General features: G+C 73.6%; 26 protein-coding genes and 1 pseudogene. 9 read left to right on the top strand and 18 right to left on the bottom strand.

What is annotated here, in order from left to right; genetic code table 11:
• The first annotated feature begins 131 nt into the window (after window positions 1-131).
• On the top strand, window positions 132-569 hold the full coding sequence (locus ACWG52_RS21995; RefSeq protein WP_389815305.1) for a DUF6299 family protein: 438 nt from the start codon (window positions 132-134) through the stop codon (window positions 567-569).
• Between the two features lie 72 nt (window positions 570-641).
• On the opposite strand, the gene ACWG52_RS21990 is transcribed toward ACWG52_RS21995, so the two are convergent.
• The 5 genes from ACWG52_RS21990 to ACWG52_RS21970 form a co-directional block, all read right to left on the bottom strand.
• Window positions 642-809, bottom strand: a complete 168-nt coding sequence (locus tag ACWG52_RS21990) for a hypothetical protein (protein ID WP_375937712.1) — start codon at window positions 807-809, stop codon at window positions 642-644.
• A 71-nt stretch (window positions 810-880) separates the two neighbouring features.
• Window positions 881-2,884: a SpoIIE family protein phosphatase gene (locus ACWG52_RS21985; RefSeq protein ID WP_389815430.1), complete on the bottom strand. Its 2,004-nt coding sequence runs from the start codon at window positions 2,882-2,884 to the stop codon at window positions 881-883.
• 96 nt (window positions 2,885-2,980) lie between these two features.
• Window positions 2,981-3,253 carry a hypothetical protein gene (locus tag ACWG52_RS21980; RefSeq protein WP_389815302.1) on the bottom strand — a complete coding sequence of 91 codons (273 nt, stop codon included), beginning with the start codon at window positions 3,251-3,253 and terminating at the stop codon, window positions 2,981-2,983.
• A 24-nt stretch (window positions 3,254-3,277) separates the two neighbouring features.
• Window positions 3,278-4,579, bottom strand: a complete 1,302-nt coding sequence (locus ACWG52_RS21975) for an NAD(P)-binding domain-containing protein (RefSeq protein WP_390168396.1) — start codon at window positions 4,577-4,579, stop codon at window positions 3,278-3,280.
• A 66-nt stretch (window positions 4,580-4,645) separates the two neighbouring features.
• Complete coding sequence (locus tag ACWG52_RS21970) at window positions 4,646-6,124, bottom strand: carboxylate--amine ligase (RefSeq protein WP_453125687.1); 1,479 nt, start codon at window positions 6,122-6,124, stop codon at window positions 4,646-4,648.
• A gap of 150 nt (window positions 6,125-6,274) precedes the next feature.
• On the opposite strand from ACWG52_RS21970, the gene ACWG52_RS21965 reads away from it, so the two are divergent.
• Window positions 6,275-7,966: a glycoside hydrolase family 26 protein gene (locus tag ACWG52_RS21965; RefSeq protein WP_453125686.1), complete on the top strand. Its 1,692-nt coding sequence runs from the start codon at window positions 6,275-6,277 to the stop codon at window positions 7,964-7,966.
• Window positions 7,967-7,971: 5 nt separating this feature from the next.
• On the opposite strand, the gene ACWG52_RS21960 is transcribed toward ACWG52_RS21965, so the two are convergent.
• The 9 genes and pseudogenes from ACWG52_RS21960 to ACWG52_RS21920 form a co-directional block, all read right to left on the bottom strand.
• Window positions 7,972-9,114, bottom strand: a complete 1,143-nt coding sequence (locus ACWG52_RS21960; RefSeq protein ID WP_389815293.1) for a GNAT family N-acetyltransferase — start codon at window positions 9,112-9,114, stop codon at window positions 7,972-7,974.
• On the bottom strand, window positions 9,111-9,929 hold the full coding sequence (locus ACWG52_RS21955; RefSeq protein ID WP_389815290.1) for a YveK family protein: 819 nt from the start codon (window positions 9,927-9,929) through the stop codon (window positions 9,111-9,113). The genes ACWG52_RS21960 and ACWG52_RS21955 overlap by 4 nt, the downstream gene beginning before the upstream one ends.
• A 72-nt stretch (window positions 9,930-10,001) precedes the next feature.
• Window positions 10,002-11,260: pseudogene (locus ACWG52_RS21950) on the bottom strand (glycosyltransferase).
• A gap of 5 nt (window positions 11,261-11,265) precedes the next feature.
• Window positions 11,266-12,042 carry a polysaccharide deacetylase family protein gene (locus ACWG52_RS21945; protein ID WP_389815284.1) on the bottom strand — a complete coding sequence of 259 codons (777 nt, stop codon included), beginning with the start codon at window positions 12,040-12,042 and terminating at the stop codon, window positions 11,266-11,268.
• Window positions 12,032-14,041, bottom strand: coding sequence for a murein biosynthesis integral membrane protein MurJ (locus tag ACWG52_RS21940; protein WP_389815281.1), 2,010 nt, complete (start codon window positions 14,039-14,041; stop codon window positions 12,032-12,034). Before ACWG52_RS21940 ends, ACWG52_RS21945 begins: the two co-directional genes overlap by 11 nt.
• The gene (locus ACWG52_RS21935) at window positions 14,038-15,441 is read right to left on the bottom strand and encodes an O-antigen ligase family protein (protein ID WP_389815278.1); all 1,404 of its coding nucleotides are present in this window, start codon (window positions 15,439-15,441) and stop codon (window positions 14,038-14,040) included. Before ACWG52_RS21935 ends, ACWG52_RS21940 begins: the two co-directional genes overlap by 4 nt.
• Window positions 15,441-16,961 carry an exopolysaccharide biosynthesis polyprenyl glycosylphosphotransferase gene (locus ACWG52_RS21930; protein WP_453125683.1) on the bottom strand — a complete coding sequence of 507 codons (1,521 nt, stop codon included), beginning with the start codon at window positions 16,959-16,961 and terminating at the stop codon, window positions 15,441-15,443. The genes ACWG52_RS21935 and ACWG52_RS21930 overlap by 1 nt, the downstream gene beginning before the upstream one ends.
• On the bottom strand, window positions 16,958-18,145 hold the full coding sequence (locus tag ACWG52_RS21925; protein ID WP_389815271.1) for a glycosyltransferase: 1,188 nt from the start codon (window positions 18,143-18,145) through the stop codon (window positions 16,958-16,960). The genes ACWG52_RS21930 and ACWG52_RS21925 overlap by 4 nt, the downstream gene beginning before the upstream one ends.
• A gap of 19 nt (window positions 18,146-18,164) precedes the next feature.
• Window positions 18,165-19,256 (bottom strand): DUF3344 domain-containing protein, encoded by a 1,092-nt coding sequence (locus ACWG52_RS21920; RefSeq protein ID WP_389815268.1) that lies wholly within the window; start codon window positions 19,254-19,256, stop codon window positions 18,165-18,167.
• A 174-nt stretch (window positions 19,257-19,430) separates the two neighbouring features.
• Here ACWG52_RS21920 and ACWG52_RS21915 point away from each other — a divergent pair, with 174 nt between their 5' ends.
• The 5 genes from ACWG52_RS21915 (at window position 19,431) to ACWG52_RS21895 (ending at window position 22,513) form a co-directional block, all read left to right on the top strand.
• Window positions 19,431-19,685, top strand: coding sequence for a chaplin (locus ACWG52_RS21915; protein WP_266442030.1), 255 nt, complete (start codon window positions 19,431-19,433; stop codon window positions 19,683-19,685).
• Window positions 19,686-19,803: 118 nt separating this feature from the next.
• On the top strand, window positions 19,804-20,214 hold the full coding sequence (locus tag ACWG52_RS21910) for a rodlin (protein WP_030386268.1): 411 nt from the start codon (window positions 19,804-19,806) through the stop codon (window positions 20,212-20,214).
• Window positions 20,215-20,466: 252 nt separating this feature from the next.
• A complete protein-coding gene (locus ACWG52_RS21905) occupies window positions 20,467-20,700 on the top strand; it encodes a chaplin (protein WP_389815263.1) in 234 nt (77 codons plus the stop codon).
• A 121-nt stretch (window positions 20,701-20,821) separates the two neighbouring features.
• Complete coding sequence (locus tag ACWG52_RS21900; protein WP_453125681.1) at window positions 20,822-21,976, top strand: chaplin; 1,155 nt, start codon at window positions 20,822-20,824, stop codon at window positions 21,974-21,976.
• A 192-nt stretch (window positions 21,977-22,168) separates the two neighbouring features.
• Window positions 22,169-22,513, top strand: coding sequence for a hypothetical protein (locus ACWG52_RS21895; protein ID WP_033223795.1), 345 nt, complete (start codon window positions 22,169-22,171; stop codon window positions 22,511-22,513).
• 81 nt (window positions 22,514-22,594) lie between these two features.
• Here ACWG52_RS21895 and ACWG52_RS21890 read toward each other — a convergent pair whose 3' ends face one another.
• Window positions 22,595-22,834 (bottom strand): chaplin, encoded by a 240-nt coding sequence (locus tag ACWG52_RS21890; RefSeq protein WP_033223794.1) that lies wholly within the window; start codon window positions 22,832-22,834, stop codon window positions 22,595-22,597.
• Between the two features lie 154 nt (window positions 22,835-22,988).
• On the bottom strand, window positions 22,989-23,453 hold the full coding sequence (locus ACWG52_RS21885) for a hypothetical protein (RefSeq protein ID WP_389815255.1): 465 nt from the start codon (window positions 23,451-23,453) through the stop codon (window positions 22,989-22,991).
• A 270-nt stretch (window positions 23,454-23,723) separates the two neighbouring features.
• Between ACWG52_RS21885 and ACWG52_RS21880 the strand changes: the two genes are divergently transcribed.
• Window positions 23,724-24,134, top strand: coding sequence for a rodlin (locus ACWG52_RS21880; RefSeq protein WP_327262925.1), 411 nt, complete (start codon window positions 23,724-23,726; stop codon window positions 24,132-24,134).
• 116 nt (window positions 24,135-24,250) lie between these two features.
• On the opposite strand, the gene ACWG52_RS21875 is transcribed toward ACWG52_RS21880, so the two are convergent.
• Window positions 24,251-24,892: a vitamin K epoxide reductase family protein gene (locus tag ACWG52_RS21875; protein ID WP_389815252.1), complete on the bottom strand. Its 642-nt coding sequence runs from the start codon at window positions 24,890-24,892 to the stop codon at window positions 24,251-24,253.
• Between the two features lie 192 nt (window positions 24,893-25,084).
• On the opposite strand from ACWG52_RS21875, the gene ACWG52_RS21870 reads away from it, so the two are divergent.
• A complete protein-coding gene (locus ACWG52_RS21870; protein WP_389815249.1) occupies window positions 25,085-25,855 on the top strand; it encodes a DUF6227 family protein in 771 nt (256 codons plus the stop codon).
• A gap of 21 nt (window positions 25,856-25,876) precedes the next feature.
• Here ACWG52_RS21870 and pfkB read toward each other — a convergent pair whose 3' ends face one another.
• Entirely contained in the window at window positions 25,877-26,827 is a 951-nt protein-coding gene (gene pfkB, locus ACWG52_RS21865; protein ID WP_389815246.1) for a 1-phosphofructokinase, read from the bottom strand.

Below are 26,827 nucleotides of genomic sequence, written 5' to 3'. Positions count from 1 at the left end.
CGGTCAGTTTCACGCGCCCGGGCAGGTAATTGCCCACAACGACACGAGCGCACGGATCACGTGCGTACGCCCAGCTGCCAGCACAATGCGTTCCGGCGGAATCCCGCCGTCCGACGCACCTGGAGGAATGAATGCGCAGCTCCGCCCGCCGAATGTCACTCGTGGCCTTCTCCGCACTGGCCGCCACCACGCTTTTCACCGCTCCGGCCGGCGCCACCGTTTTCGAGCAGGGGATTTCCGTGCGGGACGCGTACGTCGCCCACGACGGCGCCGTCACCCTTTCCGGGACGTACCGCTGCGAGCAGGCGTCACCCATGGGGGCGATGCAGATCAAGGCGACCGTCGCACAGGAGGGTGGTGGCCGGCTGAGCGTCGGCGCGGAGCAGATCGTCTGCGACGGGCAGGAGCGCCGCTGGGTGGCGAACGCGCCGGGTGCCTACGCGAACGTGCGCCCGGGCCGTGCCGTGGTCACCGCGGAGCTCCAGGAGGTCCGGTTCTCGGGCCTGATGCCGAGGTCGGTCACCACCGTCGCCCAGGACTCGCGCGACGTCGAGGTCCACGAGCACTGAGCGGTGCGGGCCCGCGACCCGCGCCCGCGGCACGCGCCCCGGGGCACGCGCCCCCGGGGCCGGTGGCCGCCGCTACCGGCAATCGGGGGCGACGTCCGTCATCGACATGAACGCCACCGACTGGCACGCGGGGTCCGCGTGCGGTCGCCCCGTCGCCCAGTCCACGACCGCCGGCACCCCGGCCACCAGCAGGAGCACGGCCAGGGCGCCCGTCACGGCGACCTTGGTCAGCCCGCGCACAACACGATCCGTTCCATGGCTCGCATCATCACCCCACCCCCGGCGACCCACAACCCGGGGTGATCGCCCCGTCACCCCGCGCTCCGGGTCCTGCCCGCGGCGTCGAACTCGCACCACACCGCCTTGCCGTCGCCCCGGGACTCCACGCCCCAGTGCGTGGCCAGCGCGTCCACCAGCAGCAGCCCGCGCCCGGTGGTGGCCGCCTCGCCCGGGGTGCGCCGGCGCGGCCACACGCTGGAGCGGTCCTTGACCCACAGCCGGATCCGCCGGACCGGCTCCGGCAGCACCTCCATCGTCAGCACCGCCCCGCCGTCGGTGTGCAGCAGGGCATTGACCAGCAGTTCCCCGGCCGCGACCTCCACGTCGTCGGCGAGCTCCGGCATGCCCCAGTCACGCAGGGCCTGACGCAGGGCGTAGCGGGCCTCCGAGAGACCTTCCGGGTCGGCCTGGTGGACGTACTGGTGGATGCGGGGCGCCCGGTGGGTGCCCGGGTCCGGAGCCCGGCGCAGCACCAGCAGGGCCACGTCGTCCCCGGAGCCCCAGCGCTCCCAGAGCCGGTCGGAGAGGTGGTCGGCGAGCGCGGCGGCTCCCTGCGGGCCGCTGCGCACCGCCTGGGCCAGGGCGTCCATCCCGGCGGTGATGGTGGTGCCCGGCTCCTCCACCAGGCCGTCCGTGCACAGCACCAGGGTCTCTCCGGGGACCAGGTCCAGCCGGGTCTCGGGGAACTCCTCGTACTCGAAGAGCGAGGCCAGCCCGAGCGGTAGTCCGCCGCGCACCTTGGGCCAGCCCGTACGCCCGTCCGTGTGCCGGATCAGCGGCCCGAGGTGACCCGCGCGGACGGCCCGTACGCCGCCCGTCTCCAGATCCACCTGCGCGTACATGCAGGTGGCGAAGCGTTCGGTGTCCAACTCGGCGAGGAAGCGCGAGGCCCGGGCCAGCACGGTGGACGGCGGATGGCCCTCCCCCGCGTACGCCCGCAGCGCGATCCGCAGCTGGCCCATGATCGCCGCCGCGTGCGTGTCGTGGCCCTGCACGTCGCCCACCACCACGCCCACCCGGTCGCGGGGCAGCGCGATCACGTCGTACCAGTCCCCGCCGACCTCCCGCCCGCTCCAGGCCGCGTGGTAGCGGACCGCGATCTCCCCGCCGCTGATCTCGGGGATCCGGCGCGGCAGCATGGACGCCTGCAGGCCGGTCGCGAACTCGCGCTCCTGGTCGAACAGGAGCGCCCGTTGGAGTGACTGGGCCACGATGCCCGCCAGGCCCAGGCACAGGTTGCGCTCCTCGGGGCTGAACTCGGTGCGCCGCCGGTAGAACAGGACCAGCCCGCCGATGGCCTTGGCCTGCGCGATCAGCGGCAGGTAGGCGGCGGCGTCGTACCGGATCCGGTTCAGGTAGTCCGCGAGGAGCGGGAACTCGTCGCCGAGCTCGGCGAGCGAGGTGACGAAACGTGCCTGCCGGGTGAGCACCGCGTGCGACAGCGGCAGCGAACCGTCCAGGCGGGTGAACCGGCGCTCGCCGAGGATCTCCAGGGATTCCCCGCTCAGCGCGATGATCTTGATGTTGCCGCCCTCGACCAGCCCCAGGGCCAGCCCGTCCGCGCCGAGCCGCTCCAACGCGCCCGCCCCGGTCAGCGCGGCCGTGACGTCGTCGACCGTCACCGCCCGCGACAGGGCCTCCGTGGTCCGCTGCACGATCGTGGTCTGCTGGGCGCGCGCCGCCTCCAGCTTGCGCAGCAACGTCGCCTGGGCCAGCTCCGCGGTCGCGTCCCGGACGATCCCCACGATCCGCTCCGGCTGCCCCGAGTCGCTCCGGAGCACACGGCCCGCGGTGTGCGTCCACTGGTCGTGGCCGTCGCGCCGACGCACCGTGAAGTAGGCGCCGTACGTCTCCGCACTGCCGGCCAGGACCCCCTCGATGATGTCGGTGAGCCGGAGCCCGTCCTCGGGCGGGACCCGCAGCCCGATACCGGACACGGTGCCGTCGAAGTCCTGGGGTCCGAGGTCGAAGACCTCCATCGCGGCCTCGTCCAGCACCACCGTCCCGGCGACCAGGTCCCATTCGAGACTGCCCATGCCGTTGAGCGCGAACCGTTCCCCGGGCCCGGTCACGGGGGACCGTCGGACCGGCTCGGGTCCGTCCCGTTCCGCCGCTGCCACCTTTCCCACCACCTAACGGCCGGGCCAACACGGCTGGGAGATCAGCCGCTCCCACTCCTCGTCAGGATGACCCGGCAGGGTGCGACCGGCCTCCCGCCAGCGCTTGACCATGGAGAGGTAGATCGTGGGCTGGTCGGCGGGCGAGGCCGTCGCGTACGGGCCCGCGTACGGCCCCGCGTACGCGGTGCGGTCGTACCCGGCGGCCCTGGCCCGACCGGCGGACTGTTCCCCACGACTGGCGGGAATGCGTACCCAGCCGCGGCCCTGCCCTCGCTCCGAGCTCATCACGGACCCCTCTCTCCGCGGATCTCACCGCAGATACGTCTTCGGATGCCCTGGGGGCACCCCCGGAACGTGCCCGGGGGTGGCAGCCCGGCCCTGCCGGGCGACACCGGGCGAACCCGGCCGCGGACCCCGGGCACCGAGGCGCTTGCGGACTCCTCTCACCAGTCTCCCCGCCGTGAAGCCCGCGCCGTGCACGAATCGCATGGAAGGGCCGAATGAGGGAGCCGTCAGCAGCCCCGCGAAGAACAGTCCGGGCCACGAGGACTCGAACCCGGCGCTCAGCTCCGGCGCCCGGCTCTCCCCCACGGTCTCCAGCGCCGCCCGCAGCCCCGCGTCGAGCAGCTCCAACCGGTCCAGCTCCGGCAGGAAGCCGGTGGCCGCGATGACGTGGGCGGTGTCCAGCACCACCGATTCCCCCGCCCCGGTGGTCAGCCCGAGCCGGATCCGCTCACCCACCGCCACCGCCCGGTGCAGCCGGTGCCCGAGCAGGACGGGGACGCGCCGCTCGAAGCGGTCCCGCAGCCACCAGGCGCCGGCCGGCCCCAGCGCCGTGGCCGCGATCCGCTCCCGGGTGGGCGCGGGCAGCCGGCGCACCGCCCCGGGCAGCTCCGACCAGACCCAGCTGCGCCAGCCGGTACCGAGGCCGCTGTGGGGATCGCGCAGGGCCCGCAGCGGGGACCGGTCCAGGGGCTGCGGGACGGTGTTCCAGTTCAGCCGGGTGCGCCGGGCCACCAGAGCGGGTCGGGCGCCCTGCTCGGCGAGCAGGGCGGCGGTCTCCAGAGCCGCCTGCCCGGCCCCGAGCACGGCGACCTCACGGCCCGCGAATCCGCTCAGGTCCCGGTGGCCGCTGCTGTGCGAGTAGTGCGTGGGCGGAAGCTCCCGTAGCGCCTCGGGGTGGCGGACGAAGGGCATCACCCCGACCGCGAGGGCCACCGTACGGGCCAGGAGGGGCGGCCCCTCGGCGGTGCGGATGCGGAAGCCGTCGCCCTGCGGGGTCACCTCCAGGACGGTCACCTCCTCCACCTCGGGCGCGGCCTGCCGGGCGAACCACATCCCGTACGCGCTGAACGTCCCGATCGGCAGCGGAGTGCCGTGTTCCGCCGTCGTGCCGACGGTGGCGCAGTAATCGGCCAGGGTGTACCGCCCGTCCGGCGCGGACAGGTTGGACGACCAGGGCTCCGACTTCAGGTACATGCCGTCGGGCATGTGGTCGCGCCACGAAGCCATCGGCCGCCCCAGCAGCCGTACGTCAAGCCCCGCGGCCGCCGCATGGGCCGCGATCGACAGCCCGTACGGGCCCGCGCCGATCACCACGAGATCGTCGATCCGCGTCAACGCCGTTCCTCCAGCTCGATGGTCACCGGCCCGGCCCGTTCGCCGCGACGGTCCGGGTCAACGGGTCACCAACTCGTCCGGCTCGGCCGACGCCCCGGGCGGAACGGGCCGCGAGGCCGACCCCGCGGAACCGGCGGAACCGGCGGAACCGGCCTCCGACTGATTCCGGCTGCGCTGCCGGGGCGCCCGGACGACCGCGAGCGCCGTGCGCCGACCCTGCTCCGGCACCCCGCGCAGCGCCCGTACGCCCTTGCCCGCGCCCCGCCCCAGCAGGGCGCCCAGCATCGCCAGGAACGGCAGCAGGTCGTCGGCGGCGAACCAGGCCGTCTCCACGCGCCCCCGCTCGACGGCCCGCCGCGGGGCCCGCTTCGGCGCCGTCCCCCGGTCCGCACCCGGGGCCGAGCAGGCGGACGCCCCCGCCGACCCGGCCGGATCCGCCGGGACCAGCGCCGGGCGGCGCGGCATCGACCCGCCCCGGATCCGCGCCAGCAGCGCGTAGTTCTCGGCGACGAACACCCGGCCCGGCCCACCCGAGGGCTGCGGGACCTGCTGGCCCGTCAGGTCCAGGTACATCGCCTGTACGACGTCCAGCCCGGCCGAGTCCGCGAACAGCCGGAACTGCGCCCCCGGCCGCGGGTTGAAGTCCACCAGCCGGAAGCAGCCCAACTCGTCGCGGCGGAAGTCCAGGTCCAGGATCCCCTGGTAGCCCAGCCGTTCGGCGAGCCGCAGCCCCGCCTCCTCCACCGCCGGATCCGGCAGCCAGCGCCCCACGGCCGTCAGCCCCGTCCGCACCGGCCAGGACAGCTCCTTGCGGCCCGAGCCGGCGAGCAGCGGACGCCCGCCCCGCGCGAAGGCGCCGTGGAAGAACCAGTCGGTGTCCGCCCCGGCCGGCAGGAACCGCTGGAGCAGCAGCCGGCTCCCGGCCTCGGCGGAGCGCTCGTAGAGCCGGCGCGCCTCGGCGGTGGTGTGCACGAGCATGGTGCTGCGCAGCCCGTCGGCCCCGGAGGGCAGCAGCCAGGGCCGGCTCCACTTGGCGATCACCGGCAGACCGAGCCGCCAGGCCGCCTCGGCCGCCTCGGCCCCGCTCGCCGGGATCACGGTCTCCGGGTGCGGGACGTCCCACCGCGCGCAGAGCCGCGACAGCTCGGCCTTGTCGGCCACCCGGGCCGGCAGGTTGTCGGGCTGATGGGGGATCCGGAAACGCTCGCGGAGCGTCGGCGCGACCCGGGACACGGCGATCGCGCTCAGGTCGTCCATGGCGATGAGCACGGCCGGGCGCCCGATCCGCTCCGAGACCTCGGTCAGACAGTCCAGCAGCGCCTCGGGCGCCTCGGGGTCCAACCCGCCCACCGGTCCGGGATGCACGGCGCGCAGGTATCGCGAACGCCCCATGGGACCTCCCCCGGCCTCGACGACGGCATGAACCTCCACGCCCTTGCGGCCAAGGGATCTGACGGCGCCGAGGGTTCCGTGGTGGAACGGATTGCGATCGAGTCTGAGCACAACGGCGGGCACATGGTTGAGATACGCGTGCATGGCAGCGGTGTCTTTCACCTAGTCGGACCAAGCGGGGGTGGTGTGCACCTGCTAATGGCCTACGCGGCAGTCACCGGACAGGCCATTCATCAGATCTGATGCCTAACGTCTTCGGTAAGCACACCGGTTCAGGAAAGCTCGGGAGACGCCATGCCCAGACCACGCCGCCGACTGGCGAGCACCTGCATCGGTACGGTCACGGCCGGCCTGCTGGCCACCGGAGCCGCGCTCGCGACGCCCGAGAACGACCGGCCCGAGGGCTCCGACATCGCCATGGGCGCCTATCTCGACTACGGGCCGCCCGGGGTGGCGCGGATCCCGCACCTGTCGAGCTGGCTGGGCGGCAAGGAGATCCGGGTCGGACACACCTACCTCCCCGGCGACAAGTGGGCCGGTATCGCGGGCGGTGTCTCGTTCCTGGAGGACTGGGCCGACTGGCGCCGGGCCGAGGACGACCGGATGTTCGTCCTCAACGTGCCCATGCAGGAACGGAACGAGGAGCGGGTGTCCGACCGGCAGGTGGCCCGGCTGATCAGGGCGGGCGCGGCGGGCCAGTACGACCAGCACTTCCGGCGGCTCGCCGAGCGGCTGGTGGAGCTGGGCGTGCCGGACACGGTGATCGTGCTCGGCTGGGAGATGAACGGCGTCACCTACACCCACCGGTGCGCACCGGACCCGGAGGGCTGGAAGGTGTACTGGAAGCGCATCGTCACCACGATGCGCGCCGTTCCCGGACAGAAGTTCACGTTCGACTTCGCCCCGAACAGGGGTACGGACGCGATCGGCTGGACGAAGTGCTACCCCGGCGACGACGTGGTCGACGTCATCGGGATGGACTCGTACGACCAGGGTCCCGGCCAGAACTTCGACGACCAGATCACCCAGCCGTACGGACTCCAGCAGCAGGTCGACTTCGCGAAAGCACACGGCAAGCCGATCTCCTACCCGGAGTGGGGCCTGTTCCGGCGCGGGGACAACCCGGAGTACGTGCGGCGCATGCTGAAGTGGATCGCGCAGCACAAGCCGCTCTACCACACCATCACCGACTACTGCCCGCACGGCGTGTGGCAGTGCAAGGACAACCCGGACTCCGCGAAGGTCTTCCGCGACGCGCTGATGCCCGAGCGCCCGGGCCCGGTGGTCCCGACCCCGGTGGTGCCCACGCCGGTCGTGCCGACCCCGGCGGTCCCGACCCCCGTGGTGCCCACGCCGGTCGTGCCCACGCCTCAGGTCCCGACACCTCAGGTCCCGACACCCCAGGTCCCGACACCCCAGGTCCCGACACCCCAGGTCCCGACGCCTCAGGTCCCCACGCCCACGCCGGTGGTCCCGACGCCCGCGGTCCCCACACCCGTGGTCCCGACGCCCCAGGTCCCGACGCCCACGCCGGTGGTCCCGAGCCCGCAGACCCCGCTGCCGGTCAGCCCGAGCCCGCTCGTCCCGACACCGGTCACCCCGGCGCCGGTCACTCCGAGCCCGGTGCCCCCGAGCCCGGTCGCCCCGAGCCCGCAGGTCCCGGTGCCGGTCACGCCCAGCCCGGCCGTCCCGACACCCGAGGTCCCCGACCCCGACACCGACCCCGAGACCGACCCCACGCCCACGCCCAAGCCCACGCCCAAGCCCACGCCGGCGGTCCCGACGCCGCAGGTCCCGACCCCGGTCACACCGAAGCCCGAGCCCACGCCGCCGAAGCCCCTGCCGCAGCCCACACCGCCGCCCGTCAACAGCAAGCACTGGTGCGTGCCGCTCAACTTCGGCGAGTGGCTCTCCAAGCTGGTCGGCACGCAGTCGGTCTGCATCAAGCTGGACTTCGGCAAGGACTCCGGCATCTGGCCCTTCTAGACGGGTCATCGCACCCGCAGTTCGTTGAGCCGCGCCCGCCAGTCCCTGGCGGCCGGCAGCGTCTCCCGTAGGACGTCCACCGCCCGCTCGCGCCCCGTCAGCTGCGACTCGTGCACCCGCAGCAGGGGCGCGAGCGCCGCCGTGGCCAGCAGGAACCGCTGGTTGACGACCGTCTCGGGCCGCCAGTGGTTCTTGTACGGCTCGCTGCCGCGCAGGAAGCTCACCACCGGGCGGCCCTCGGCGAGGGCCCGCCCGGCCTCGTAGCGCAGCAGCAACGTCGCGATGTCCACCTTCCGCGTCCGCAGGTCCGGGTCGGCCCCGTACAGGTAGCCGCCGCTGAGCCCGGACGACAGCAGCGTGACGTTGGCCGCCACCACCTTGCCGTCCAGCCGGAACTCCGTCAGCCGGCTCTCCCCGGACCGCACCATCCGCCGGGTGGCCCGGGTCAGGTGCTCGGCGAAACGGGGCCGCAGGTGCTCGGGCGTCACCCCGCGGCCGCGCCACTGCTTCTCGTGCAGCCGCAGCAGGGTCCGTACGGCGCGCGGCACCTCCTGCTCGGCGACCTCGTGCTCCTCGATGCCGGCCGCGTCGGTCTTGCGCAGTTTGGCCCGCACCCGCTGGCCGCCGGAAGCCGGCATCCGCTTGACCAGTTCGTCGAACGGCAGCGTGGGCAGCTCCATGCACGTGGAGTCGGCGAGCACGCTGGAGACCCCGGGCCACTGCCGGTACAGCTGCTCGGCGGCGGCCCCGGGACGTACCTCCCGCAGGTCCACGACGGCGCCGCGGGCGGCCCGGTGCAGCCCGCGGGCCAGCGCCGGGACGACCTGGTCGGCGTACTCCGCCGCCACGAGCACGTCGAAGTAGTCCGTGATGGGTCCGCCGAGCGGCACCAGCAGCGGCATCGGACGGTGTACGAGCATCAGGGCGGCCACGCCGACCAGTTCCTCGCCTCGCCGGACGAGGACGATCCGGAGCCGGCCGTCCTTGCCGTACGACAGCCACCAGGAGTGCAGCCAGGCGTGGCTCTGGAAGGGGGTGGCGGTGGGGCAGCCGCGGAAGAGCCTGTTCCAGGACTCCTCCAGCGCGGCGAACTGCCGGGGGTCGCGGCACAACGTCACCGACAGCCCCCCGGCGCAGCCCGAACTCATCGAACGGACTCCTTCTCCTTGGTCGAGGCCGGCTCACCCTGCGCGGGCAGCGAGGCGTACTCCTCGACGGGGGTCCCGACGGCGGCCTCCACCGAGGACGCGCCCGAGGTACCGGCGGCGGACCCGCTCCGGGACCCCGTCGCGCCGGCCTCGGAACGCCGTGCGCGGCCCGGCCGGGCGAGCAGCCACAGTCCGCCCAGCAGCCCGCCGGCGCACATGCCGACGGCGCCGCTGATGGCGGCGGAGGGGGAGGCGGGCTCGGACGGGGCGACGGCCTGGTTGAACAGCAGCAGCTGGACACCGGTGTTCTTGGCGGCCTGATTGCTGCTCAGGGACAGGGCGTCGGCCACCGCGTTCGCGATGTCGGCGGCCTCGGCGGGGCTCTTCGAGGTACCGGTGACGGCGATCATCGGGGACTCGGGGGAGGTCTCGGCGCGTACCTGGGTACGCAGCTTCGCGGCGCTGATGCCGGCCCGCGGCTGGGCGTAGGCGAGGGTGGAACTGCTGGTCGCGATACGGGCGTAGGCCTGCGCGAAGCCGAGGGCGGTGGCCGGCTCGGTGGTGTCGTCGGGTACGGCCACGACATAGCTGGTGGCGGCGTACTCGGGGGCCTTGAGCACCCCGTACGCCCCGCCCGCGGCCAGCCCCAGCAGGGCGCAGGCGGGCAGCGGCCACCACAGGGGCGCCGACAGCCTGCGGCGGCGCGGCCGCCGCTCGGAGCGGTGGTCGGGCTTCCGCTCGGACCTGCCCTCCGACCTGCTCTCCGCCTTCTTCTCGGACTTCTGCTCGGCGTTCTTCTCGGACGTGTCGGCCATGGACGTGCTCGCTTCCTGGGTGGAGGGGAGTTCCTTCGGGTCCCGTCGGGACCCCTTCGGGCAGGGATGGGATCAGCCGGTACCGGTCGGCTCCGCCGGTCCCGGCCCGACCGGCTCGCGCCGGGCACCGACGACCGCCGCGCCGCCGGCGCCGGGCACCGGGTCGGCGGCGCGGCGGTCCCGGGCCGCCCCGGCGGCGCCCGGCGCGGCCGAGAGGGCGAGGTCGTACACGTCCAGCAGCTGCCGGGCGCTGCGGGCGATGTCGTAGCGGCGGACCACCGGCGGCGGGGGCAACCGGCTCGCCCCCGCCTCCATGTGGCCCCGCAGCGCCGCGACCAGCTCCTCCGTGCCGGTGCCGATCCGCCGGGCCCCGGGAGCCTGCGCGGCGGGCAGGTCGTCGATGGCCGGGCAGGTCACGTGCAGGACGGGGAGTCCGGCGGCCAGGGCCTCCACGACGGCGAGGCCGAAGGCCTCCTCCCGCGACGGGGAGACGAAGACGTCCATGGCGGCCAACAGCGCCGGAATGCCCGGGGTGCGGCCGTCCGCGCTGTCCCCCAGCGGGTCGCGCTCGCCGAGCAGGTGGATGCGGCTCTGCGCGCCGAGCTCGGCGGCCAGCCGACGCAGTCCCGCCCGCTCCGGCCCGTCCCCGGCCAGCAGCAGGTGCGCCCCGGGCAGCGCGGCCACGGCCCGCACCAGGACGTCGAACCGTTTGCCGGGGACCAGCCGACCGACCCCGCCGACCACGAAGGCCCGCTCGGGCAGCCCGGTGCGGGCCCGGGTGGCCCGCCGGACGCCCTCGTCGAAGCGGAAGCGGACGGCCTCGATCCCGTTCGGTACGACGTGCACCCGCGCGGCCGGCACCCCCCACCCCTCCAGCCGGGCGGCCACGGTGTCGGAGACGGCCACCGTGGCCGCGCCCAGGCGTTCGCTGGCCAGGTAGAGCCGGCGCACTCCGCCCGACAGCGGCCTGCCCTCGATCTCCCCCTCGCCGAGGGAGTGTTCGGTGGCCACGGTCGCCGCGGTGCCCGCGAGCCGGGCCGCGAGGCGCCCGTAGACGCAGGCCCGGTACAGGTGCGTGTGCACGAGGTCGTACCGGCCGCGCCGGATGAACCGCACCAGCCGGGGCAGCGCCCCCAGGTCCCGGTTGCCCCGCATGCCGAGGTGGACCACCCGGACCCGTCCGCGCGCAGCCCCTCGGCCACGGGCCCGGGGTTGGTCAGCGTCAGGACCTCGCACTGCATCGGCATGTGCCGCAGCAGCAGACGTAGTTGCTGTTCGGCGCCGCCGACACCGAGGCCGGTGATGATGTGCAGCGCCTTGACCGACCGGATCTCCTTCACCGCCGCACCCCGCGCCGCAGCTCGCGCACCTGGTGGCGGATCTGCTTGATCCGCAGTCGGGCACCGCCGTCGGCCTGGCTGACGTGCGTACGCGGCAGTGCGTGCGGGCCGGCGAGCCGGCCCGGGTCGATGGCGCAGGCGTAGCCGTATCCGGCGGCCCGGGTGGCGTCGACGACGCGGGCGTCGAGGTGCCCGTACGGGTAGCAGAACCCCTCGGGCAGGGTCCCGGTCAGCTCCCGCAACAGGTCGCGGCTGCCCCGTAGTTCCTGCTGGAGCAGGTCGTCTGCGGTCGCGGTGAGGTCCTGGTGGAGCAGCCCGTGCGAGCCGATCTCCTGTCCGGCGTCGGCGACCTCGCGGATGCCCTCGGCGGTGAGCAGGGATTTGCGCGGGCCCAGCGGGTCCCACACGTTGTCCACGCCGAGCCGCCCGGGCAGGACGAAGAGGGTGGAGGTGCAGTCGTAGCGGCTCAGCAGCGGGAGCGCGTGGGTCAGGAAGTCGGTGTAGCCGTCGTCGAAGGTCAGTCCGACCAGCCCGGCCCCGCGACCGGCCGCGCGGGCCCGCAGCAGTTCGCCGACGGACACCCCGCGCAGACCGCGGGAGCGCAGCCACCGTAGCTGGGCCTCCAGCGCGATCGGGGTGACGGTGATCCCGTACGGGTCCTCCGCGGGGTCGGTGAACTCGGCGACCGAGTGGTACATCAGGACCCACGGTGAAGCGGCCCGACGGGCGGGGACCACCACGGCGGCGGGGGCCGTGTCGGTGTCAGCGGACATTGCGGAACCTCTGCGTGAGCTGGGAGATCTGACCGGGCAGGGCGGTGACTTCGAGGGCGTGCATGGCCATGCCGGTGGCTCCGAACATGGCCGGGACCAACAGGCAGCCGAGGGCGGCGCTGAGCATCGGGTCGGGGATCTTCGGGCCGGCGATCCAGCCGAGGGCGCCCGCGGCGACGGCGGCGACGCCGAGCCGGCCGATGCTCCCGGCGACCCGGCGGACCTGGATGGCGATGATCCGCGTGCCGAGGCCGGTGAGCAGCAGGACGGCGGTGGTGGAGATGCCGGCGGCGTTGGCGGCGGCGATGCCGTAGGTGCCCCACCAGCCGACGGCGAAGGCTCCGGCCACGACGTTGACGAGCAGCCCGGCACCCATCGCGAGCGCCGGGAACCAGGTGGGCCGGGCGGTCGAGAAGAAGGGCCGGGAGAGCGCGCCGACGAGGCAGTGGCCGAGGAGTCCGAGTGCGTAGACCCGCATGACGGAGGCGGTGGCGAGGGTGTCCTGGTGGGTGAAGGCGCCGCGTTCGAAGAGGACCTGGATGATCTGGGGCGCGTAGCCGACGACGAGTGCGGTGCCCATGAGGACGGCCAGCGCGGCCAGCGAGAGGTCCTGCTCCACCCGCCGCCGGGCCTTCTCCCGCTCTCCCCCGGCCATGGCCTGGGCGACGACGGGGAAGGTGACGGTGCAGATCATCAGCGAGAGCACCATCGGCATCTGCGCGACCTTCTGCGCGTAGTTGAGATGGGAGATCGCGCCGGACGGGAGCGAGGCGGCCAGGAACCGCTCGACGAGTACCTGCGACTGCCGGAAGACCGCGAAGAAGATCACCGGGGCGATGACCCCGAAGGCGATGAGGGTGGGGCGGTCCCGGTCGCGCTGACTGCGTGGGGCGCACCTCTTCGCACGGGGCGTTCCGAAGCCCACGTTCCGCACGAAGGCGGGCAGTTGGACGAGCGCCATCAGCAGCCCGCCGACGGCGACGCCCGCGGCGGCGGCCCGGACGCCCCACACGGCGTGCAGGGCCACCATGGTGGCGATGATGCCGACGTTGTACGAGACGTAGATCGCGGCGGGCGGCAGGAAGGACCGGTGCGCCCGCAGCGCGGCGCTGAAGTATCCGGCGATGCCGAAGGAGAGCACCGTGAGCGCGGTGAGCCGGGTGCACTCGACGGCCAGTGCGGGGTCGGGCAGGCCTGGGGCGAGTACGGCGACGACGGCCGGCGCGGCCAGGACGAGCACGGAGGCGACGACGGCCAGGAGCACGACGAGACGCGGCAGGGTCGCCCCCACCAGGAGGCGTACGGGGTCCTGCGCGCGGGCCTCCCGGCGGGTGAGCCCGGCCCGGCCGGCGGCCCGTCGGGCCAGGGCCTGACTGAAGGCGGGCACCATCAGCAGCGCCATGGCGTCCTCGATCAGCAGCGTCGAGGCCATCTCGGGCACGGTCCAGGCGATCAGGAAGGCGTCGCTGTCGTGCCCGGCCCCGAAGAGGTGCGCGATGGTCTGGTCGCGCACCAGCCCGAACAGTGCCCCGGCGGCGGTCAGTCCGGCGGTGACGGCGGCGGCCTTGGCCAGGAACCTGCCGAGCGGCTGACTCCCACCGGGGGCGTTCCCCCTGGCCGTGGTGGACTCGGGCGCTCGGCCTTCGGGCCCCGCGGCGGAGCCGCCCACGCGGCGGGCCTGGCGCGGCCGGCCCCGTCCACTCGGGGCGGCGGCCGCGGCTCGGCTCCCGCCGGGGGTGGCGGCGGGACCGCCCGCTCGGCCCTCCGGCCCGCCGGCCGAGCCGCTCGCGGCGGGGGCGACGGCAGTGCCGCTCGCGCGGCGGGCCTGGCGCAGGCGGCCCCTCGACGCGCCGGAGCCGCCGGGCAGGACGGGGCCCGCAGGCCCGGGGGCGTTCTGCGGGTGGCCGGCGACGCCGGGGCCCGGGGCGCCCGGGACACGGGCGTGGCCCGCCCCGGCCGGGGGGCCGGAGGCGGGCCGCCAAGGCGTGGTGTCCGTCACGGGCGAGCCGCAACCCCGGGGGCCCTACCCCGTGAACCGACTCCGGCGAGGGCCTCCGTGCCCCCGGCCGCCCCCGCCAGGGGGCCGGCCCCTCGGGAGGGCAGCGCCCACCAGGCCGCCAGGCCGATGATCACTCCGGTCAGCACCGTGGACGGCCCCCCGATGTCGGCGTAGAGGAAGTCGGTCAGCTGCCACACGAACAGCCCGATCGCGATCAGCCCGCAGTCCCGGACTCCCCCGCCGGACGCGAGCCGGCGCAGCCCCGCCACCAGCAGGGCCGCCCAACCGCCCACGAGGGCGACCAGCCCGATCAGGCCCTGCTCGCTCAGGATCAGCAGGTACATGTTGTGCGGGGAGAGCAGCGGCTGGCGCAGGTACGCCTGGCCGGCGCCCGCGGTGTCGCTGCCGGAGGACAGGCCCAGCGAGGCGTGCCCGTCCCGGTTGGCCGGGAAGCCCTTGAGCCCCACCCCGACCGCCGGCCGCTCGCGCCACATCGACTCGGCGGCGGCCCACATCGTGTAGCGGTCGGTCACCGACTGGTCGGGGGCGCTGGACACCTGGGTGATGGAGGTGAGCCGCTCGGCGACCATCTCCGAACCGACCCCGAAGCCACCGACCAGGACCACCCCGGCGGCCACCAGCGCGGCGACCACCTTCAGGGCCCGCCGGATCCCGGCCAGGGCCATCACCAGCACCGCCGCGCCGAAGGTGGCGATCCACGCGCCCCGGCTGAAGGACAGCACCAGCGGGAGCACCAGCACGAGCGCGCAGCCGCCGGCGATCCGCCGCAGGCGGCGCGGCAGGCCCGGAGCGAGCCCGGCGGCGGTCGCCACGATCAGCCCGTACGCCACGACGGTGGCCATGCCCATGACGTCACCGGGGCCGAAGGTGCCGACGGCCCGGACGTCCTCGCCCTGGTACGAGGCCCCGGTGTGGGTGGCGTACTGCACGACCCCCACCGCGCCCTGCACCAGCGCCAGGACCACGAAGCACCCGGCGGCCAGCCGGAACTCCGCCGCGTCGCGCACCAGCAGCACCACGGCCGCCGGGACCAGGACGAAGACCTGCAGGTAGCGCACGAAGCCGGGCAGGGCGGCGTACGGATCCCCCGCGGTCATCGTGGCGACCGCGAGGCCCACGGCCGGTGCCCCGAGCACGAGCACGCCCAGCGGGGTCAGCTCCCGCACCCGGCCGCGCAGTGCCTGCACCGCGCAGACGAGGACCAGCAGCAGGGAGGCCGCGTCGGCCGGGCCGACCTTCCCGGAGGCGGTGGCGTCCCCCGCCGGGAGCGGGGCGAGCAGGAACAGCACGGTCGCGGCGAGCGGCAGCAGCGGCCAGTGCCGGCGCAGCAGACCCGGCACGTCGGGCCGGACCCACCGGCCCGGTAGGGCGAGACTCATCAGCTGCCCCCCAGCCGGAAGCGGAAGAAGGAGGCCGCGGTGCGGGCGAGGATCCACAGGTCCTGCCACAGCGACCAGGTGTCGATGTAGTGGTTGTCGAAGCGGGCCCGGTCCTCGATGGAGGTGTCCCCGCGCAGGCCGTTGATCTGGGCGAGGCCGGTGATGCCGACGGGCATCCGGTGCCGGGCCTCGTAGCCGGGGTGGACGGTGGAGAACTTGGCGACGAAGAAGGGCCGTTCGGGGCGCGGGCCGACCAGGGCCATGTCCCCGCGTACGACGTTCCACAGCTGCGGGAGCTCGTCCAGCGAGGACTTGCGCAGGAAGGAGCCGACCGGGCTCATCCCGCGGTCACCGGCGACGGTCCAGCGGGTGGCGGCCTCGTGCGCGTCGGCGCGCAGGGTACGGAACTTCAGCAGGGTGAAGGGGCGCCCGTACAGGCCGACCCGCTCCTGCCGGAAGATCACCCCCGGCCCGTCCCAGACCCGTACGGCCAGCGCGCACGCCCCCATCACGGGCGCGGCGGCGAGCAGGGCGATCAGGGCGATCACGGTGTCGATGCCCCGCTTGGCCCAGCGCTCCAACGGCCGCGCCGGACGCGGCAGCAACGGCTGCACGGCGTACCCCCACAGCTGGTCGGTGGGGTGCGCCACCCGCATGCCGGTGATCTTGGCGGTGCCGGCCGGGTCGGCGAGCCACAGCCGGCAGCCGTGGTCGTGGAAGAGGCGGACCAGGGAGGCGGTGCGCTCGTCGGCCTCCGGGGGGCGGGTGAACACCGCGTGCCCGACGGAGTTCTGGATGACCGCGCGCCGGATGTCCTCGTGGGTGGCGAGCAGCGGCAGGGCGCCGCCGTCGCCCTCGGCCGGTGCCTGCGTGTCGGCGAGTCCGACCGGGCGCAGCCCGAATTCGGGGCGGCCGTGCAGGGCGGCGGCCACCGCGCTCGCCCCGGCGCCGGGTCCGACGACGAGGGTGGAGGAGGGACGGCGTACGGCCGAGCGGCGGTGGAGCTGGTTGACGAGGCCGCGGCCGGCGCAGGCCAGTACGGCCTGCAGGCAGACGGCGGTGAGCAGGGCGCTCCAGCCCATGGCCCGGGCGGGGGCGGCGGCGGCCGTCACGGCGGCGACCGAGCACCACAGGACGGCGGACCGCGCGGCCAGCACGGGCAGTTCGAGGAGCGCGGAGGGGGCGAGTCGTGGCCGGTAGAGCCCGGCCTGCGCGTGCAGCGCGGTGAGCAGGAGGGGCGCCGCGTACAGGACGGCCGGCGCCGTCGTGGGCAGGGTCGTCGCGGTGAGTACGGCGGCCAGCGCGTCGGCGGTGAGCAGCGGGAGCACGCGGCCGCGACGGCGGACTCGGCGGGGGCGTACGGCGGAGCGGGCCTGCTCGGCCCGGGGCCTGCGCGGGGGGTGGATGGCGGTCGCCGAACGGCGGCCCGCCGCGGGGTGCGCGGGCGTGAAGGCGCCTGCGCCGGTCGGCCCCGTGCCGCCCTGCCCGGTGTGCCGGGCGGGTGCGCTGTCCATCGTCATCGGCTGATGCGCTCCTGGTTCAAGGGCCGGGGCCTGCCCAGCAGTTCGTGGTACAGGCCGGTGACCGCGTCCGTGGTCCGCCGCACGTCGAAGTCGGTCCGGGCGTGCTGCCGGGCCTGCTCACCGAGTTCGGCGAGCAGCCGCGGCTCGGCGAGCAGCCGTCCCAGGGCCTCGGCCAGGGCCGTCGGGTCCTCCGGCGGCACCAGGCACAGGCGCCCCTGGCCCGGCGGCAGGCTTTCCCTGGCACCGCTGACGTCGGTGACCAGGACCGGGCGGCCACAGGCCATGGCTTCGAGCGGGGCGAGCGCCATGCCTTCCCACCGCGACGGCAGTACAACGAGATCGGCGGCCCGAAGCCACGGTCGGATGTCGGCGGCGGCGCCCGCGAAGTGCACCTCGGGTGGGGCGATGCGGCGCAGCCGTTCGGTGTCGGGGCCGTCCCCGACGAGGGCGAGGCGGGCTCCGGGGACGGTGGCGAGCAGCTCGGGCCAGGCCTTGAGCAGGACGTCCTGCCCCTTCTGGTGGCAGATCCGGCCGACGCAGACGGCGAGCGGTCCGTCGGCCGGGAAGCCCGCGGGCAGGGGCAGTTCGGTGCGGGCCAGGGCCCGGTCCCGGTCGGGGTCAGGTCCGCCGGGGCGGAAGTGGTCCAGGTCCACGCCGTTGCGGATCACCGACCAGCGGGCGGTGATCCCCTCGGTCTCGCCCGCGCGGCGTTCGGCGTCGCTGACGCAGAGCACCCGGTCGGCCCAGCGGGCCCCGTACCGCTCCCAGCGCAGCGCGAGCGCGCCGGTGGCCCCGCCGACCGCGTCGAAGGACCAGGCGTGGGGCTGGAAGACGGTGGGCAGGCTCCCGCGTGCGGCGAGCCGGCCGGCGAGGCCGGCCTTGGCGCTGTGGGCGTGCAGGAGGTCGGGGCGGACCCGGTGGAGGACCTGCCGGGCGCCGATGATCTCGGCGGGCAGTCCGGGCCCGGGGGCCCGCCCGGCGCGCCAGGTGAGCACTTCGGCCCCGGCGGCGCGGGCGGTGTCGGCGAGGGTGCCGCCGGGCGGACACCCGACGACGGTGCGCAGTCCTTCGGCGGTCTGCGCGCGGACGAGGTCGGTGACGACCCTGGCCACACCTCCGTCGACGGGTTGTACGAGGTGGAGGACGGTCGTGGGTTGTGCCGACCGAGGTTGACTGGGCACGTGGAGTGGTCTCCTACGTTCAGCGGCGCGCGTCTGTCTGAACGAAGAGCACACCGAGGAAATGACCCTGACTTTCACCCGTGAACCTGAAGTTCAGATTGCGGGCACCATCGGACAGCGCGGGGCTCAGGTCGAACACGTCCGCGTCATATCCGAGATTGTTCATATGTTCGGGCTGTCGCACGAACGATTGATCGCCGAATTCCGTGATCGTGGAATTCATAACATCATTAAAAGGATTTTCTCCATCGCCGAGACTCACCCGGCGGCCACTGTCAGCCGTCACGGTGAGTGAATCCCCGAGGGTGCCGCGGTCCCCGTCGTACCCGACCGTCCCGACCCGACCCGCGGAGCCGGCCGGCGCGTCCAGCCCCTCGATCTCGACGATTCCGTCCCCGGCGCGGGCGGCGAGCGACTCGAAGCCGTCCCACAGCGAGATCCGGCGTACCGGCTCCTGCGGGTGCTCGTAGGCGACGACCAGCGTCCAGCCGCCCCAGGCCCCCACCTCGGAGTGGCCCATCGCGATGTTGAGCTGGGCCACCGTCCACATGCCGGCGCCGCCCTTGCGGACCAGCGGGGTCACGTCGGCGGAAGCCTGGTAGGCGTCGCTGCCGGCGTCCGTGCGGTGGCCCATCACCGTGTCGGCGAGGACCTCCTTGTACGCGCCGCCGGGTTCGGCGACCAGCACCCGCCCGTCGTCCTGCGGCGGCTTCTGCTCACCCACCCGCAGGTTCCCGCCCCAGTAGAGCCGGGCGTACGAGACCTTCGCGCCCTGCGGGACCTTGAGCTCGGCCCGGGTGGAGTTGTAGGTGTCCGGGTCCTTGTCGACCTCGCTGTAGAACATCTCGAAGTCGCTGTTGACCCCCGCCGCGCCCTTCTTGACCTCGGCGCACGGCTCGGCCTGCGGGGAGTGTTCCTTGCGGCAACTGATGCCGGAGTTGGAGGCACGCACCAGCCCGCCGTGCTGCACGGCCTGGTAACGCTGGGTGAAGGGGATCCGGGGCAGCTCCTTGGGAGCGGGAGCCGCCGCCCCCGCCGTCTGGGCGTTCACGGAAAGAGTGAGGCAGGACAGCAGACCGAGCGCGCCGAGGATTCTGCGGGAGGAACCCATGACCCTGTCTCCATTTTCGATCAAGGGGACAAAACAGGAGTGAACTTTGTCAGAACTCGGGCCGGAAATCACGTCGGACTCGCTCGTACGGCCTTTTGGGCGATAACACGCACCCTCGCAACGGGCGGGTCGTTATGAGTTGCACCATTGTTCGAACCGAAAGGAAATACGGAGATGAAGAAGAGGCTGGTGCGCGGCACCACCATCGCCGTCGCGGGCGCCGCCGCGCTGATCGGCGGCGCGGGCCTCGCCTCCGCGCACGGCGGGGACGGCGCGACGGCTCACGGCGTCACGGCTGGGTCCCCCGGCGTCCTGAGCGGCAACCTGCTCCAGGTGCCCGTCGACGTCCCGGTCAACGCCTGCGGCCTCACGGTGAACGTGATCGCCCTGCTGAACCCCTCGTTCGGCAACACCTGCATCAACGCCTGACCGTCAACCGTGCCGCCCGAAACGCCCGCATCCGGGTGAAGCCACGCAACCCACACCGGGGCGGCGGCGTTGATCCGGGTGCTCCACTACCGGGCAATCCTGCAAAAAAGGGACGACAATGATCAAGAAGATGATGGCCTCGGCCGCGGTTGCCGCCTCGGTCGTGGGCATCGGCGCCGCCATGGCTCCGCAGGCGATGGCGATCGGCAACGACAACGGCGTCAACACCGTCCAGGGCAACGGCGCCGCGCAGATCTACGGCAACCAGGCCACCTACGGCAACATGAGCCCGCAGATGGCGCTGATCCAGGGCTCCTTCAACAAGCCCTGCATCGCCCTCCCCGCGAAGGCCAACGTGCAGTCCGTGCTGGCCCTGGTCAACGTCGGCGTCCAGGACATCCCGGTCCTGTCCAGCCCGCAGAACCAGCAGTGCACCGAGAACTCCACCCAGGCCAAGGGCGACGAGGCCCTCTCGCACATCCTGGACAACATCCCGATCCTCTCCGGCAACGTCTCGAACGGCAGCTGACCGAGGCCCCGCCCGCGAGGCCGTCGCACCCACAGGGTCGCGGCGGCCTCGCCGCATGCAGGGCCGGAAAACTTACCGACCCCCGGAATTGTCGATATGAATCCATCGACTCCCGGAATTCGATCCGAACAGCGGACCGGGCATCGGGGTGAATTACCGACAGGCCACCGAGAATCTGCGGTTTCTTTTTCCCCGACCGCTCGTTGTTATTTCTGCAGTGGACACGCCTCTGCGGGAAGGAAAGAAATCAAAATGACGTACAAGAAGGCAGTGGTGCTGGCCGCCGGCGCTCTCATGCTCGCCGGTGCCGCCTCCCCCGCCATGGCCGACTCGACCGCCCACGGCGCGGCCGTGGGTTCCCCCGGCGTCCTGTCCGGCAACCTGCTCCAGGTTCCGGTCCACGTCCCGGTCAACGTCTGCGGCAACACCGTGAACATCATCGCGCTGCTCAACCCGGCGTTCGGCAACACCTGCGTCAACGCCTGACGAAGCGCTTCCGCCCGCGAGGGCAAGCCTCCTCGGGGTGGCCTCGGAGTGCACGGCGGTGCACTCCGAGGCCACCTCCGATTCCACACCGGCCATGGCGCCGGTAGACAGGGAAGGACCCATGCGACAGGTACTGAGCCGACAGGTACTGGGCAAGGGGATGCTCACGGCGGCAGCCGCGTCGAGTCTGCTGTCGATCGCGACCGGCGCGGCCTACGCGCACCCCGGAGCGAGTGCCGAGGCCTCGCACTCACCGGGCGTGCTGGCCGGCAACAGCGTCTCGGTACCGATCACCTTCGCACCGAACGTGTGCGGCAACAGCGTGGACGGCGGTGCGGCGCTCAACCCTGCGATGGGGAACACGTGCGTCACCGACACCGGTTCGCACGCGAACGACGGCTACGACTACGGGCGCTACCTCAGCCCCGAGAACGCCCAGGCCCTCGAACGCTACCTCGACGAACGCGAGGGCCGGCACGTGGTGCCGGAGCAGCGCCACGGATCGCCGCGCCACGCGGGCGGACCGGAGCAGCCCCGGCACGAGCAGGCCCGCCACGAGCAGCCCCGACAGGACGGACCGCGGCACGCGAAGCCGCGCCAGGAGGAGCCGCGCCACGAGGGTGGCTACGGCGGCCCCGGTGAGCAGCGGGGCAAGGAGGAGTGCGACGACCACCCCGAGCCGTCCCCGCCGCCCCCGCCGGCGCACCACGCTCCCCCCGCGCCCGAGCGGCCGCACCCCATGCCGGAACCGGTGGAGGAGCACCCGGCCCCGCTGCCCACCCCGGAACCGGTCCAGGAGGCCCCCGCGCCCCCGGCCGAGGAGCCGCCGCACACGCTGCCCGCCCCGGAGCCCGCCCCGGCCCCGGTCGAGGAGGCTCCGCACCCGCTGCCGGCACCCGCACCCGGCCCGGCTCCCGTGGTGGAGGAGGGGCCCGCCCCCGGGCCGCCGCACGGCAGCCTGCCCGTGGAGCACCCGGCGCCGGCCCCGGCCCCGGCGCCCGAGGTGGTACCTCCCGCGGACCAGCCGCCGGCCGCCCCCGGCGGTGACACCCCGGTCACCCTTCCCCCGGCGCCCGCTCCCGCCCCGGCCCCGGCGCCCCTCCCCGCGCCCGCTCCCGCTCCCGCTCCCGTACAGCCGTCGGCCCCCGCTCCGGCTCACGTGACCGGGCCGGTGCTGGCCGAGACCGGCGCGGGGCAGCCCGCGGCCGCGGCGGCCCTCGCCACCGCCCTGATCCTGGGCGGCGCCATTCTGTACCGGCGGTCGCGCGTCTCCTGACCGGCAATACCGGTAATCGGAACAAACAGTGGCCGGAGAATCCCTCGTCGGATTCTCCGGCCACTGTCATGCCCGCACCACATAACCGCGCGCGTTCGCGTTTCCGTAGCGACGGGGAATCGTTACCCAGGGTGAAAGTGGCGCGACGGTCGCCACTGACGCCTCTGTCCACGAAAGAAGAGGATTTCGATAATGAAGCTCACGAAGGTCGCCGCTGTCGTCGTCGGCTCCGTCGCCGCCCTCGGCGCCTCCGCCACCGCCTTCGCCGCCGAGCCCGCGGCCGCGATGCCCCCCATGAGCCTGACCGGCGGGGTGACCGAGACGCTGAACGCCGTCGGGCCCGTCTCGGAGTCCCTTCCGCAGACGGTCGGCAACGGGCTGGCCGAGCAGGGCGACACCGTCAACAAGGTCGTGGGGACCGCCCAGAAGGTCAACAAGGTGCGCAACGACGTACCCGGCACCGTGCTCGGTCTCGCGAACGGCGCCACCCAGGCGTCCCCGATGCTCGGCGGCGTGAAGCTCAACGGCGGTCAGTGAACCGTCCCGGCCGGCCACGTGCCGACACGACTGTGGGCGCCACCGGCGAGGCCGGGGCGCCCACAGTCGGTCGTGCGAACGTCAGTTGTTGACGCAGACGTTGCCGAACGCCGGGTTCAGCAGGCCGACGACGTTCACGGTGTTGCCGCAGACGTTGACCGGGATGTGCACCGGCACCTGGGCCAGGTTGCCGGACAGGACGCCGGGGGAACCCACGGCCGCGCCCTCGGCCGACGAGTCGGCGGCGGCGGAGCCGGCGGCACCGGCCGCGGCGAGACCAGCGGTGGCCAGGACCAGGGCGGCCTTCTTGGCAGAGTTCATGGGAAGTGCACCTTCTGTTCGATGTTCTGCCCCGAACCGGGGCTCACACCGAGCGAAACGGTCCAGCTTCCCAGACGACACGGCCACGCGCACGATGAGACCTGTTCGGCTCAATTGTCGTAACCATCCGACGGGTTACCGGTCCGTACCGGCCCTACGGGAGGGCCGGAATGTCCGGAACGGTAGGAACCACGGGGATGTCCGGGATCGCCGGGGCGGTCGGGACCTCGGGCAGGGCGTCCACCGGCGGGAGCTCCACCGGCGGCAGCTGCGGAATGAGGCCGGACAGGTCGGGCAGCTCGGGGAGCTTGATGTCCGGCAGCGTCGGCAGCTCGATCGGCGGCAGCGTCACCCCGGGGGGCAGCAGACCCCCGACCGTCGCGAGAAGACCTTCGAGGGTCTTGGTGAGGCCCGCAAGGAGGTCGTCGATGGGGCCGGCGGCCGCCGCGCGCCGCTCGATCTTCTCGACCTGCTTCTTGACGGAGGCCACTCGATCGGTGAGGGCCGCGGAGCCGTCACCCTCCGCGGCGACCGCGGGGGCAGCCACGCCGGACAGTATGACGAGGGCGAGGGCCGACGGGACGAGGAGGCGGGCGCGGGACGGCTTCGTGCGGTGCATGGGTGTTCCTTCGTGGTGGGGACACGAGAGCGGACCCGATCGATCCGCTTCGTCACCCACCGTGCGAACACCTCGCACGGAGCGCAACCGGAACCCGATCACTGCCGGCCGCGTACGGGCTTCGCGCAGGCGTCCGGAGCCCACTCACCCGGGGTGGGGAAAACCTCGGCGCACGCGGGCCGTTCGAGTGAAGCAGCGGAACCGACCCGCAGGTCGGGCAGTTGACCAGGGCGCTCCATCAGCGGGCACTCGTGCGACAGAAGGATCAAGATGTTCAAGAAGTTCATGACCGCCGCCGCGGTCTCCGCCGTTGCGATCGGCGCGGGCGCTGCCGCCGCGGCCCCGGCCATGGCCATCGGTAACGACAACGGGGTCAACACCGTCAACGGCAACGGTGCCCAGCAGATCTACGGCAACCAGAAGACCGCCGGCGACATGAGCCCGCAGCTCAGCCTGGTCCAGGGCACCCTCAACAAGCCCTGCATCGGCCTGCCGGCGAAGGTCAACGCCCAGTCGCTGATCGCCGCGCTCAACATCGGCGTCCAGGACATCAACGTCCTGTCCAACCCGCAGAACCAGCAGTGCACCGAGAACTCCACCCAGGCCAAGGGCGACGAGCCGCTCTCGCACATCCTGGACAACATCCCGGTCCTCTCCGGCAACCTCTCGGCCGGCAGCTGATCTCCGGTCCCTCCGCCCTTCGGGTGATCGCGGGCCGCTGAGCCTGTGGAGTGAACGAAGAGGGCCCCGGCGGCGTCCAGCCGCCGGGGCCCTCTTCGTGTTCCGCCCCCCGGCGGTCAGGCGGTCCAGAAGTCCCACCAGCGGGTGAGGATCAGCATGCCGATCACTCCGAGGTGCAGGGCGGGCGGGGCCCAGCCGAATTCGGTGAAGAAGCCCCGCAGCGGGCCGGGGGCGGGCAGGACGCGCGTACGGACGTTGTGCGCGGTCACCGCCCAGAACATCAGCAGCGTCGCGACCCAGGCGAGGCAGCACCACAGGCAGAGCGCGTTGATCTCGTAGAGCGACTGGACCATCAACCAACCGCAGAAGCCGGTGCCGAAGAGCGTGCCGGCGTTCAGTCCGAGCCAGAACCAGTCGCGGTAGCGGGCGCCCGCCAGCAGGCCCACGCCGACGCAGACCACGACGGCGTACGCGACGAGCCCCAGCATCGGATTGGGGAAGCCGAAGGCCGCCGCCTGCTCGCTCGTCATCACACTGCCGCAGGAGACCACCGGGTTGAGACTGCACGCGGGCTTGAAGTCCGGGTCCTCCAGCAGGAGGAACTTGTCGAGGGTGATCACCCACGAGGCCAGCAGGCCGGCCGCCCCGGTGACGGCCAACAGCCAGGCCAACCCCTTCGGAGCGGCGCTCTGTTCGCCCTCGTATCCACTGCGGGGCCGTACCTGCTGGCGCGGGAGGCCCACTGTATTCGTTGCCATGTGGCCCATACTCCCGCGCTTCCCCTCAGATCGGGCCCAACCGTGCGCATCCGTACGCAAGTTGACCTGAAGGTGTGGCGGGAACCTCCGATGCTTCCCGGACGTTTTACCGAACCCCGGACGTGATGTCAGTACCAGGGGTTACGTTGAGCTTCCGCTGAGTGACAAGCTGCGACGGCCTGGAGACCCACCTTGAGCGATCCGTACGAGACAACCGAGGCGCACCTCGAACGACTCCTCGGCCGCGCCCTCAACTCCTTCGACCTGCCGGACCGGCTGGTCGAGCGCCTCGGCACGGCGCTCGCCCACAGCTCTTCGCTGCACACCACCCACCACAGCCCGGAGGCGGGCGTCTGGCGGGAGACCCACCGGCACACCTATCTGCTGACCGACGGCGGTTCGGTCTCGCTGTGGGAGCTGACCTACCGGCTGGAGGGCGACCGGTCCCCCCGGCACGAGGTCTTCGCGAGCAAGGCGGAGACCTGCCTGGCCGTGACCCGGCTGTTCGGCGAGGCCTCGGCCGGGGCGTCCCCGGATCCGACGCCGACACCGGGCGAGGACGAGCCGGAGGGCGACGTGGCGCTGCTGAGCGCGCTGTACGCGGCCCAGGCCCCGATGCGTCGGCACCGGGAGTACGCGGTGGAGGACTCCGCCGACCACGCCCGGCGGGTGCTGCGCCGCGCGGAGAACGCCGACCGGCCGGGCGAGCCGGTGACGACGCTGCTGCGGTCGGCGTACGCGCACCAGATCACGCAGGCGTTCGGCGCGCGGCACTCCTTCGCGGACGGGCGGGGCGCGGGTTTCAGCCTGTACGAGCACGCCTTCGTGCTGCTCGACGGGACCGAGGTCAGCCTGTGGGAGGTCGAGCACACGGCGACGCCCGACGGGCGGCACATGTGCGAGGTGTACGAGAGCGAGGCGGCCGCCCGCGGAGCGATGGAACTGCGCGCCCGCGTACGGTGATCCGCCTCGGCGAGAGACCCGCTACGGCGTACCGGGGTCGGTGAGCTGGAGGTCCAGGGGTGGGTCCTCGGTGACGCGGACCCGGTCGGGGCGCAGGTCCGCCGGGGTCGGCATGGCGCTGCCCGGCAGTTGGACGGCGGCCGCGCCGTGGGCCAGGGCCGAGGCGAGGGCGCCCGGTCCGGCGCCGCCCGCGATCAGGAAGCCGGCCAGCGAGGCGTCGCCCGCCCCTACGGTGCTGCGCACCAGCGGGGCCGGAGCGGTGCCGTAGTAGGTGCCTTCCGCCGAGACCAGGAGTTGGCCGTCTCCGCCGAGGGAGGCCAGTACGGCCCCCGCGCCCCGGTCGCGGAGCTCCTCGGCGGCCTTGACCACGTCCCCCAGGGTGGGCAGCGGGCGTCCCACCGCGGTCGCCAGCTCGGACGCGTTGGGCTTGATCACCTCCGGCCGGGCGGCGGTCAGCTCCGGCGGTACGGAGCCCGAAGGGTCCAGGGCGACGCGGGCGCCCGCCGCGTGCGCCCGGGCGACGAGCTCGGCGTACCAGTCGGGTCCGACGCCGCGCGGGAGGCTGCCGCAGCAGGCGACCCAGGTGGCTTCGGTGGCGGCCGAGCGGACGGTGTCGAGGAGGAGGGCGGATTCCTCCGGGGAGAGCGCCGGGCCGGGCGAGTTGATTTTGGTGAGGGTGCCGTCGGGTTCGGTGAGCGCGACGTTCGAGCGGGTCTGACCGGTGATCGAGACGGCCGTGACGTCCACGCCCTGCGCCCCGAGGAGTTCGGCGAGGAGGATGCCGGGGGCGCCGCCGAGCGGGAGGACCGCCGTCGTACGGACACCGGCGGCGGCCACGGCGCGGGAGACGTTGACGCCCTTGCCCCCGGGGTCGACCCGTTCGCCGCCGGCGCGCAGCACCCGGCCGCGGTCCAGCGGGGGGACCTCGTAGGCCCGGTCGAGGGAGGGGTTGGGAGTGACGGTGAGGATCAT

It is taken from the genome of Streptomyces sp. CLCI03 (assembly GCF_053615355.1).
This window is presented reverse-complemented; position numbering and strand designations above follow the sequence as displayed.

Excerpts from the sequence above, each read along its gene's own strand:
- ACWG52_RS21980 (WP_389815302.1), bottom strand. The coding sequence starts at position 3,253 with ATGAGCTCGGAGCGAGGGCAGGGCCGCGGCTGGGTACGCATTCCCGCC.
- ACWG52_RS21875 (WP_389815252.1), bottom strand. The coding sequence starts at position 24,892 with ATGGCAACGAATACAGTGGGCCTCCCGCGCCAGCAGGTACGGCCCCGC.
- ACWG52_RS21885 (WP_389815255.1), bottom strand. The coding sequence starts at position 23,453 with ATGCACCGCACGAAGCCGTCCCGCGCCCGCCTCCTCGTCCCGTCGGCC.
- ACWG52_RS21995 (WP_389815305.1), top strand. The coding sequence starts at position 132 with ATGCGCAGCTCCGCCCGCCGAATGTCACTCGTGGCCTTCTCCGCACTG.
- ACWG52_RS21985 (WP_389815430.1), bottom strand. The coding sequence starts at position 2,884 with ATGGGCAGTCTCGAATGGGACCTGGTCGCCGGGACGGTGGTGCTGGAC.
- ACWG52_RS21915 (WP_266442030.1), top strand. The coding sequence starts at position 19,431 with ATGAAGAAGAGGCTGGTGCGCGGCACCACCATCGCCGTCGCGGGCGCC.
- ACWG52_RS21920 (WP_389815268.1), bottom strand. The coding sequence starts at position 19,256 with ATGGGTTCCTCCCGCAGAATCCTCGGCGCGCTCGGTCTGCTGTCCTGC.
- ACWG52_RS21965 (WP_453125686.1), top strand. The coding sequence starts at position 6,275 with ATGCCCAGACCACGCCGCCGACTGGCGAGCACCTGCATCGGTACGGTC.
- ACWG52_RS21905 (WP_389815263.1), top strand. The coding sequence starts at position 20,467 with ATGACGTACAAGAAGGCAGTGGTGCTGGCCGCCGGCGCTCTCATGCTC.
- ACWG52_RS21970 (WP_453125687.1), bottom strand. The coding sequence starts at position 6,124 with ATGCACGCGTATCTCAACCATGTGCCCGCCGTTGTGCTCAGACTCGAT.
- ACWG52_RS21890 (WP_033223794.1), bottom strand. The coding sequence starts at position 22,834 with ATGAACTCTGCCAAGAAGGCCGCCCTGGTCCTGGCCACCGCTGGTCTC.
- ACWG52_RS21895 (WP_033223795.1), top strand. The coding sequence starts at position 22,169 with ATGAAGCTCACGAAGGTCGCCGCTGTCGTCGTCGGCTCCGTCGCCGCC.
- ACWG52_RS21935 (WP_389815278.1), bottom strand. The coding sequence starts at position 15,441 with ATGAGTCTCGCCCTACCGGGCCGGTGGGTCCGGCCCGACGTGCCGGGT.
- ACWG52_RS21900 (WP_453125681.1), top strand. The coding sequence starts at position 20,822 with ATGCGACAGGTACTGAGCCGACAGGTACTGGGCAAGGGGATGCTCACG.
- ACWG52_RS21955 (WP_389815290.1), bottom strand. The coding sequence starts at position 9,929 with ATGGCCGACACGTCCGAGAAGAACGCCGAGCAGAAGTCCGAGAAGAAG.
- ACWG52_RS21910 (WP_030386268.1), top strand. The coding sequence starts at position 19,804 with ATGATCAAGAAGATGATGGCCTCGGCCGCGGTTGCCGCCTCGGTCGTG.
- ACWG52_RS21945 (WP_389815284.1), bottom strand. The coding sequence starts at position 12,042 with ATGTCCGCTGACACCGACACGGCCCCCGCCGCCGTGGTGGTCCCCGCC.
- ACWG52_RS21880 (WP_327262925.1), top strand. The coding sequence starts at position 23,724 with ATGTTCAAGAAGTTCATGACCGCCGCCGCGGTCTCCGCCGTTGCGATC.
- ACWG52_RS21960 (WP_389815293.1), bottom strand. The coding sequence starts at position 9,114 with ATGAGTTCGGGCTGCGCCGGGGGGCTGTCGGTGACGTTGTGCCGCGAC.
- ACWG52_RS21930 (WP_453125683.1), bottom strand. The coding sequence starts at position 16,961 with ATGACGATGGACAGCGCACCCGCCCGGCACACCGGGCAGGGCGGCACG.
- pfkB (WP_389815246.1), bottom strand. The coding sequence starts at position 26,827 with ATGATCCTCACCGTCACTCCCAACCCCTCCCTCGACCGGGCCTACGAG.